The sequence below is a fragment of the Mycobacterium sp. genome (genome assembly GCF_035499775.1).
In the GTDB taxonomy this organism is placed as follows: Bacteria; Actinomycetota; Actinomycetes; order Mycobacteriales; family Mycobacteriaceae; genus Mycobacterium.
The window spans coordinates 1-7,003 of the sequence record NZ_DATJYB010000246.1 but is presented as its reverse complement, the minus strand read 5'-3'; the positions used below and the strand labels follow the sequence as shown (position 1 = coordinate 7,003).

6 protein-coding genes are annotated in these 7,003 nt (G+C 68.8%); 5 read left to right on the top strand and 1 reads right to left on the bottom strand.

What is annotated here, in order from left to right:
- Positions 1-283: 283 nt before the first annotated feature.
- Genes VML93_RS16320 through VML93_RS16310 form a run of 3 tightly spaced genes read left to right on the top strand, consistent with a single transcriptional unit; the run spans position 284 to position 3,798 of the window.
- Positions 284-1,369, top strand: a complete 1,086-nt coding sequence (locus VML93_RS16320; protein WP_325612185.1) for a tyrosine-type recombinase/integrase — start codon at positions 284-286, stop codon at positions 1,367-1,369.
- Positions 1,366-1,692 (top strand): helix-turn-helix transcriptional regulator, encoded by a 327-nt coding sequence (locus VML93_RS16315; RefSeq protein WP_325612184.1) that lies wholly within the window; start codon positions 1,366-1,368, stop codon positions 1,690-1,692. The genes VML93_RS16320 and VML93_RS16315 overlap by 4 nt, the downstream gene beginning before the upstream one ends.
- A gap of 6 nt (positions 1,693-1,698) precedes the next feature.
- Positions 1,699-3,798, top strand: coding sequence for a hypothetical protein (locus tag VML93_RS16310; protein ID WP_325612182.1), 2,100 nt, complete (start codon positions 1,699-1,701; stop codon positions 3,796-3,798).
- Positions 3,799-4,093: 295 nt separating this feature from the next.
- Here the strand turns inward: VML93_RS16310 and VML93_RS16305 are convergent, their stop codons facing one another.
- A complete protein-coding gene (locus tag VML93_RS16305) occupies positions 4,094-4,735 on the bottom strand; it encodes a peptidase M50 (protein WP_325612180.1) in 642 nt (213 codons plus the stop codon).
- Between the two features lie 95 nt (positions 4,736-4,830).
- Here VML93_RS16305 and VML93_RS16300 point away from each other — a divergent pair, with 95 nt between their 5' ends.
- Together VML93_RS16300 and VML93_RS16295 are read left to right on the top strand one after the other, a co-directional pair.
- Positions 4,831-6,129 carry an adenylosuccinate synthase gene (locus VML93_RS16300; RefSeq protein ID WP_325612178.1) on the top strand — a complete coding sequence of 433 codons (1,299 nt, stop codon included), beginning with the start codon at positions 4,831-4,833 and terminating at the stop codon, positions 6,127-6,129.
- The gene (locus tag VML93_RS16295; RefSeq protein ID WP_325612176.1) at positions 6,126-6,773 is read left to right on the top strand and encodes a PaaI family thioesterase; all 648 of its coding nucleotides are present in this window, start codon (positions 6,126-6,128) and stop codon (positions 6,771-6,773) included. Before VML93_RS16300 ends, VML93_RS16295 begins: the two co-directional genes overlap by 4 nt.
- The last annotated feature ends 230 nt before the right edge of the window (positions 6,774-7,003 follow it).

The following is a 7,003-nucleotide window of genomic DNA, read 5'->3' as shown; positions in this document are numbered from 1 at the left end:
TATGGGGAATTCCCCATAAGCGGCATACCTATGCGTCGTTGTCGCAAGTGCGCGGAATTGCATCTGATGCATCATTTGGTGTGATTGGTGATTGGGATCCTTTAAGGGATTTGGGTTTTGGAGCGGCCGCCTACCCACTGTCGCGATATGGGCGACACGCTGTCTGACCTGGTATGTGATCGCGGGCGTGACATCTGATGTCACGATGATGCATCTGTTTTTGTTGCGTTTGATGCCTGATTGTGGCGTCTGATGCGGGTGCGACCCGGGGGGGTTGGTGGGTATGCGGGTGGCCGGTTCGGCTGCGTTGACGGTGGTGACTGGTTGCACTCCGCTGGGTCGGGAGCCGGCGTTGTTCGACGCGATGCTCGACGGGTGGCGCTCGCAGCAGCTGGCCCGGCGGTTGGGCGAGTCGATCATCGGTGCGCGGGAACGCACGGTTCGCCGGTTCGCGGAGTTCACCGGGGGCTGGCCGTGGTCCTGGACGGCCGGACAATTGGAGTCCTGGATCGCGACTGGCGGGTGGGCGCATTCCACGGTCCGCAGCTATCAGGGCGCGGTCGCGGTGTTCTTGGAATATGTGTGCGACAACAGGTATGGCTGGGTCGTCGAGTGTGAGCAGCGGGTCGGTGCCCGGCCGGCGCAGATCTGTCATGAGTGGAACACCGCCCGGCACGTGTGCGAGTACGAGGGGCGGCCGGCCCGGCGGCCGCTGACCCGGGTGGAGTTGCAGGCGTTCTTCGACGCTGCCGACGACCGGGCCGAACAGGCCGTCACGTCGGGCCGCAAGGGATGGCTGGCCGCGTTCCGCGACGCCGCGCTGTTCAAGGTCTGCTATGCGTTCGGGTTGCGGCGCCGCGAGGTCGCGATGCTAGACGTGGCCGACTTCACGGCGAACCCGGCTGCTCCGGAGTTGGGTGGGTTGGGAGTGTGCCAGGTGCGGTTCGGCAAGGCGATGCGCGGCTGTCCGCCGCGACGGCGGTCCGTGGCCGCGGTGATGCCGTGGGCACTCGAGGCGTTAGAGCAGTACTTGACCCTGGTGCGGCCGCGGTACGCCGCGGCGGCGCATCCAGCGCTGTGGTTGACCGAACGGGGCGGGCGGATCTCGCCGCGGCAGGTCGATGACCGGTTCGCCCAGTGGCGGGCGGCGGCCGGTCTGCCAGCCGAGTTGTCGGTCCACTGCCTGCGTCATTCCTATGTCTCCCACCTGATCGAGGACGGGGTCGACCCGTTATTCGTGCAGCAGCAGGTCGGGCATTCCTGGGCCTCCACCACGGCGGTGTACACGCAGGTCGGCGCGGACGCCAAGAACCGGATGTTGCGTGCGGCGCTGGATGCCGCGTTCGGTGCGGAATCATCACCGGGGTGAGCATTCATGTGGGGTATCACTGGCATCTTCGGGCCAAGATGGCGGCGGCCGGGATGTTCGCGACCACGGATCTGGTGCCGCTGCTGGCCCAACGGGGGGTCGTGCTGTCCCGCGAGCAGGTCTACCGGCTGGTGGCCCAGGTTCCCGAACGCTTGTCGCTGACCACGTTGGCGGCGTTGTGCGACATCTTGTCGTGCACCCCGGCCGATCTCATCGAGCCTTACCGGGCCACCCGTTCCCGGCCGGCCCGACGTGACTCGGCCGGGCCCCCCGCGCCGCAACGCCCCACCCGGGCCCGGGTGGGGCCCGACACCGGACGCTGAAAGCCCTTGCCGGCCAACCAGACCCGATGCCCGACCTGCGCCAAGGGGCGGTTGTGTACCGGTTGCGGGCGCGGGTGGATCATCACCGCTGTCGCGGCCAGGACACCGGGCATCCCGATGGATGTGCTGACCGGCGCGCTGGACGCGGCGGCCGGCCACCCGGCAGTCATCCGGTCATTGGCCGCCGCCTTGGCCGCCGATCCCGATGCGCTCACGGTCGGCGCACCGCCGGTGGTGAGTCGCCTCGTCGGGGAACTGCGGGCCCGCGGGGCAGACCTGCCCGACCCGGTCTGTTGCCGGTGCGGCCGCACCGGCAAGCCACTGACGCGTTCGTCGGCCGGGGGTGTGTGCGCCCGCTGCCGGCGCCGGCAACTGGCGACCGCGTGCGTGCGGTGCGGCGTGGTCAAACCCGTCGCCGGCCGCGACAAGCAGGGCCAGCCGGTCTGCGCGCGGTGCGCCGACCGGCCGCAACGAGTCTGCGGCAAGTGCGGACGGACCCGGCGGATCGCCCTGCGCGCCCGAGACGACCAACCCGATATCTGTGATTCCTGCTTCCGCGGGCACGAGGCCCTGTGCAGCCGCTGCGGGCGGCGGCGGCCCTGTTCGTTCGCGTCGGGCCCGACCCCGATCTGCGCCCGATGCGCGCCTCGGGCGACCGCGACGTGCGCGCACTGCGGTGCCGAGCGCCCACCGACCGCCCGGTGGCCCGAAGGACCGGTCTGCGACCCCTGCTACATCGCGGCGTTGCGGCGCCGCGGCACCTGCGCCACCTGCCGGACCGAGCGGCGCCTCGTCCACCCTCCCGGCCCCAACGCCACCACCTGCGCCGACTGCGCCGGTGTCCCGGTCAGCCACACCTGCACCGACTGCGGGATCGAGGACAGAGCCTACGAACAACGCAGGTGCGCACCCTGCGCACTGCGCCGCAGAACCGCGTCCGCGTTGTCCGGCCCCGACGGCCAGATCCGGCCCGACCTGGAACCGATTTACCAGGCGATCACCGCCACCGACGCTCCACGCACCGCACTGAACTGGCTACGCAACAGCGCCGGCGCGGCCCTGCTGACCCAGATGGCCTCCGGCGCTGTGGAACTGACGCACCAGGCACTCGACGAGCACCCCCGCCCAGGTGTCGCCGGATACCTGCGAGCAGTGCTGGTCGCCAACAACGTCTTGCCGCAACGCGACGAACAACTCAGCGCCACCGAACAATTCCTTAACCGCGCCCTGACCGGCATCACCCGCGACAGCGACCGCCGACTCGTCCACTGCTACGCCACCTGGCAGGTATTACGCCGCCTTCGGGTGACCGCGGCACGAGGCGGCCGGCCACGTACCTACACCCATCACGCCCGCACCAACATCAACGCCGCAATCGGCCTGTTGAACTGGCTCGCCGAGCACGGAATCACCCTGGCTGACACCGGCCAAGCCGACATCGACACCTACCTGACTGAACAACCGCCGTCGCGCTACCGCACCCGCGACTTCCTGCAATGGGCCGCCGCAACCGGTCATTCCCGCCCGGTCACCATCGCCACCCCGGGCCGCAACCCCGGCCCGGCCACCGACCACGACCAACGCTGGGCCCAGATCGCTCGGCTCCTGCACGACGACACCATCGAACTCACCGACCGGGTCGCCGGAGCACTACTGTTGCTCTACGGCCAGCACCTAGCCCGGATCGTGGCGATCACCCACGACCAGATCAAAACTCAAGGCCGGCAAGTCTTTCTCCGACTCGGAACCGACGACCTGCACATCCCCGAACCGCTCGCCAAACTCATTAGAGCCCTCGCCCGCGACGGCCGTCCCTACACCGGAGTCGGCACCCCACCCACCACCCGCTGGCTGTTCCCCGGACTGCAACCCGGCAGACCCCTTACCGCCGCCCGACTCGGCGAACGCCTCCGCAAACTCGGGATCCGAGCCCAGCCCGGCCGCCGCGCCGCGCTCACCCACCTCGCCGCCCAACTACCCGCCGCCGTCATCGCCGACCTGCTCGGAATCCACCCCACCACCGCCGTCCACTGGGTCCACGACTCCGGCGGCGATTGGAACCGCTACGCCGCCCAACTCACCCAGGACGCCAATCACCAACCATGACGAATGCCCCACGTAAGCGGTGCTCACGGCTGGTCATTCGCAGGGTTCGAAGATTGCCGGTTACCAGTTTCGCCAGCGGCATGGACATCAAAACCGTGCAAACGCCGATGCGGCACGCATCGGGTGCCATCACGCTCGACACCTACGGGCACCTTTGGCCACACGCTGACGAGTCCACCCGCACAGCGGTCGGCGCACGTTATCGCGGAGCGGATATCTGCTGCGTACCCGCTGCGTACCGGGACGCCGGGCTAGGCGATGATGAGCGGTGTTGTCGCAGCTCATAGCGCGTTTGCTACCGGACCAGCAGCCAGCCCTCCACGTTGCGATAGAACGTCGAGCGGCGCGCGGTGCGGGCGGCCGGCACACCGTCGCGGACCACAGTGGCTCCGGTGGTGCCCAGCTGGGCCGCGCGCCCACTGATCCACCGGCGCCACCGTCCGGTGTTCAGCGCGGCCCGCAGGCCGGGCACGGCCAGCGTGGGCTCGATCCACACCTGGGCAGCGTCGCCGTCGAACAGCACCGTGTCGTCGACCACCGCCTCGCCGTGCACCGACGAGCGATCGTCGGGGGGGAGCCAGCAGGCCCGGCCCACGATCACCGTCCCCGTCTCATCGCGGATCAGCGGCACCTGCCGTGCCGAACCGCGCCGCGCGCGCCGCGCCGCGCGACGCCCGGTCGGCAGCCGGTAGACCCGGGTCGCGGTGGTCCGCCGGCGCGGCGCGTAAGCCACTTCCACGTCCAGCCGGTCGGCCCGCAACAGCCGGGTCAGCACCGCGGCCAGGTCGGCGTCGTCGCCGACGACGACCAGGCGCTGGTAGGAGTCCAGCGCCGTGTCGATCGAGGCCGCATCCTGGGCATGCACCGTGGGCAGGCCGTCCAGCGGACGGGGTGCGGGCCGGTCGCCGAACAACAACACCGCCGCGCTTGGGGCCATTTTTGCAGTTCCTCGCAACCTGCTGGGTAGGGTAGGTCACCGGCTGGACCACAATAAGCAGGCGTAAACAAGGCCAGACCAGGCGGGAGCGTGTCATGCCGGCAATCGTCCTCATCGGCGCCCAGTGGGGCGACGAGGGCAAAGGTAAGGCCACCGATCTCCTTGGTAGCCGGGTGCAGTGGGTAGTGCGCTACCAGGGCGGCAACAACGCCGGGCACACCGTCGTACTGCCCACCGGCGAGAACTTCGCGTTGCATCTCATCCCGTCGGGGGTCTTGACTCCCGGCGTCACCAACGTCATCGGCAACGGCGTGGTGATCGACCCCGGCGTCCTGCTGAGTGAGCTCAAAGGCCTGGAAGACCGTGGCGTGGACACCTCCAAGCTGCTGATCTCCGCCGACGCGCACCTGCTGATGCCCTACCACGTGGCCATCGACAAGGTGACCGAGCGCTACATGGGCAGCAAGAAGATCGGCACCACCGGCCGCGGCATCGGGCCCTGCTACCAGGACAAGATCGCGCGTATGGGCATCCGCGTCGCCGACGTGCTGAACCCGGATCAGCTTTCGCACAAGATCGAGGCTGCACTCGAGTTCAAGAACCAGGTGCTGGTCAAGATCTACAACCGCAAGGCGCTGGACCCGGCGCAGGTGGTCGAGACGCTGCTGGAGCAGGCCGACGGGTTCCGGCATCGCATCGCCGACACCCGGCTGCTGCTCAACGCGGCGCTGGAGGACGGCGAGACGGTCCTGCTGGAAGGCTCGCAGGGCACCCTGCTCGACGTCGACCACGGCACCTACCCGTACGTGACGTCCTCGAATCCGACGGCGGGCGGCGCGGCCGTCGGCTCCGGCATCGGGCCGACCCGGATCGGCACGGTGCTGGGAATCCTCAAGGCCTACACCACCCGCGTGGGCTCGGGTCCGTTCCCCACTGAGCTGTTCGACGAGAACGGTGAGTACCTGTCCAAGACCGGCGGAGAGTTCGGCGTGACCACCGGGCGCCGTCGCCGCTGCGGTTGGTTCGATGCCGTCATCGCCCGCTACGCCACGCGGGTCAACGGCATCACCGACTACTTCCTGACCAAGCTCGACGTGCTCTCCAGCTTGGACACGGTGCCGATCTGCGTTGGCTACCAGATCGACGGCAAGCGCCTTCGCGACATGCCGATGACCCAAAGCGATCTGTGCCGCGCCGAGCCGATCTACGAGGAGATGCCGGGCTGGTGGGAGGACATCTCGGCGGCCCGCGAGTTCGAAGACCTGCCCGCCAAGGCGCAGGACTACGTGCTGCGACTGGAAGAGCTTGCCGGAGCACCGATTTCGTGTATCGGTGTCGGTCCGGGACGAGACCAGACGATCGTGCGCCGCGACGTCCTGGCGGCCCGCCCGTGACGGATGCTGTTCAGGATCCCGAAGAGCTCGACCCCGAATACCACCACCACGGCGGTTTTCCCGAGTACGGCCCGGCCAGCCCCGGCCCGGGTTTCGGCCGGTTCGTCACCGCGATGCGCCGGTTGCAGGATTTGGCGGTGTCTTCCGATCCGGTCGACGGCGTCTGGGACGAAGCGGCCGACCGCGCTGAGGCACTCGTCGAGCTGCTGGGCCCGTTTCGTGCCGACGAGGGCAAGGCCCCGGCCGGGCGAACGCCAGGCCTGCCCGGCATGGGCAGCCTGCTACTGCCCCCCTGGACGCTGACCGAGTACGGCCCCGACGGCGTCGCAATGACGGGGTATTTCACCCGGTTTCACGTCGGCGGCAACATGGCCGTGCACGGTGGCGTGCTGCCGCTGTTGTTTGACCACATGTTCGGCATGATTTCGCACGCAGCCGGGCGGCCGATCAGCCGGACGGCCTTCCTGCACGTCGACTACCGCAAGGTCACCCCGATCGACACGCCGCTGGCGATCCGGGGCCGGGTCACCCGCACCGAAGGCCGCAAGGCATTCGTTGCCGCCGAGCTCGTCGACGGCTCGGACGAGACGCTGCTGGCCGAAGGCAACGGCCTGATGGTGCGGCTCTTGCCCGGCCAGCCCTAGCTCTCGCTCCTCTTCGCGAGGGGCCGCAAATGTACGCCCGGGGCAGCATTTTGGTGTACATATGGGCGCGCTCGGCGCTCGGCTCCGATGCTTAGCTACTTCGACCTGAAAAAGTGACCGGGCGGGATGTCGGGCTTCGGCGGTGAGAAAAGCGGATCTCGGTTTCCGGGTTATAGGGAGCCCCCGGTCGGCCGGTTATGCGGAGAGGGCGCTGATCTTGACCAGGTTGT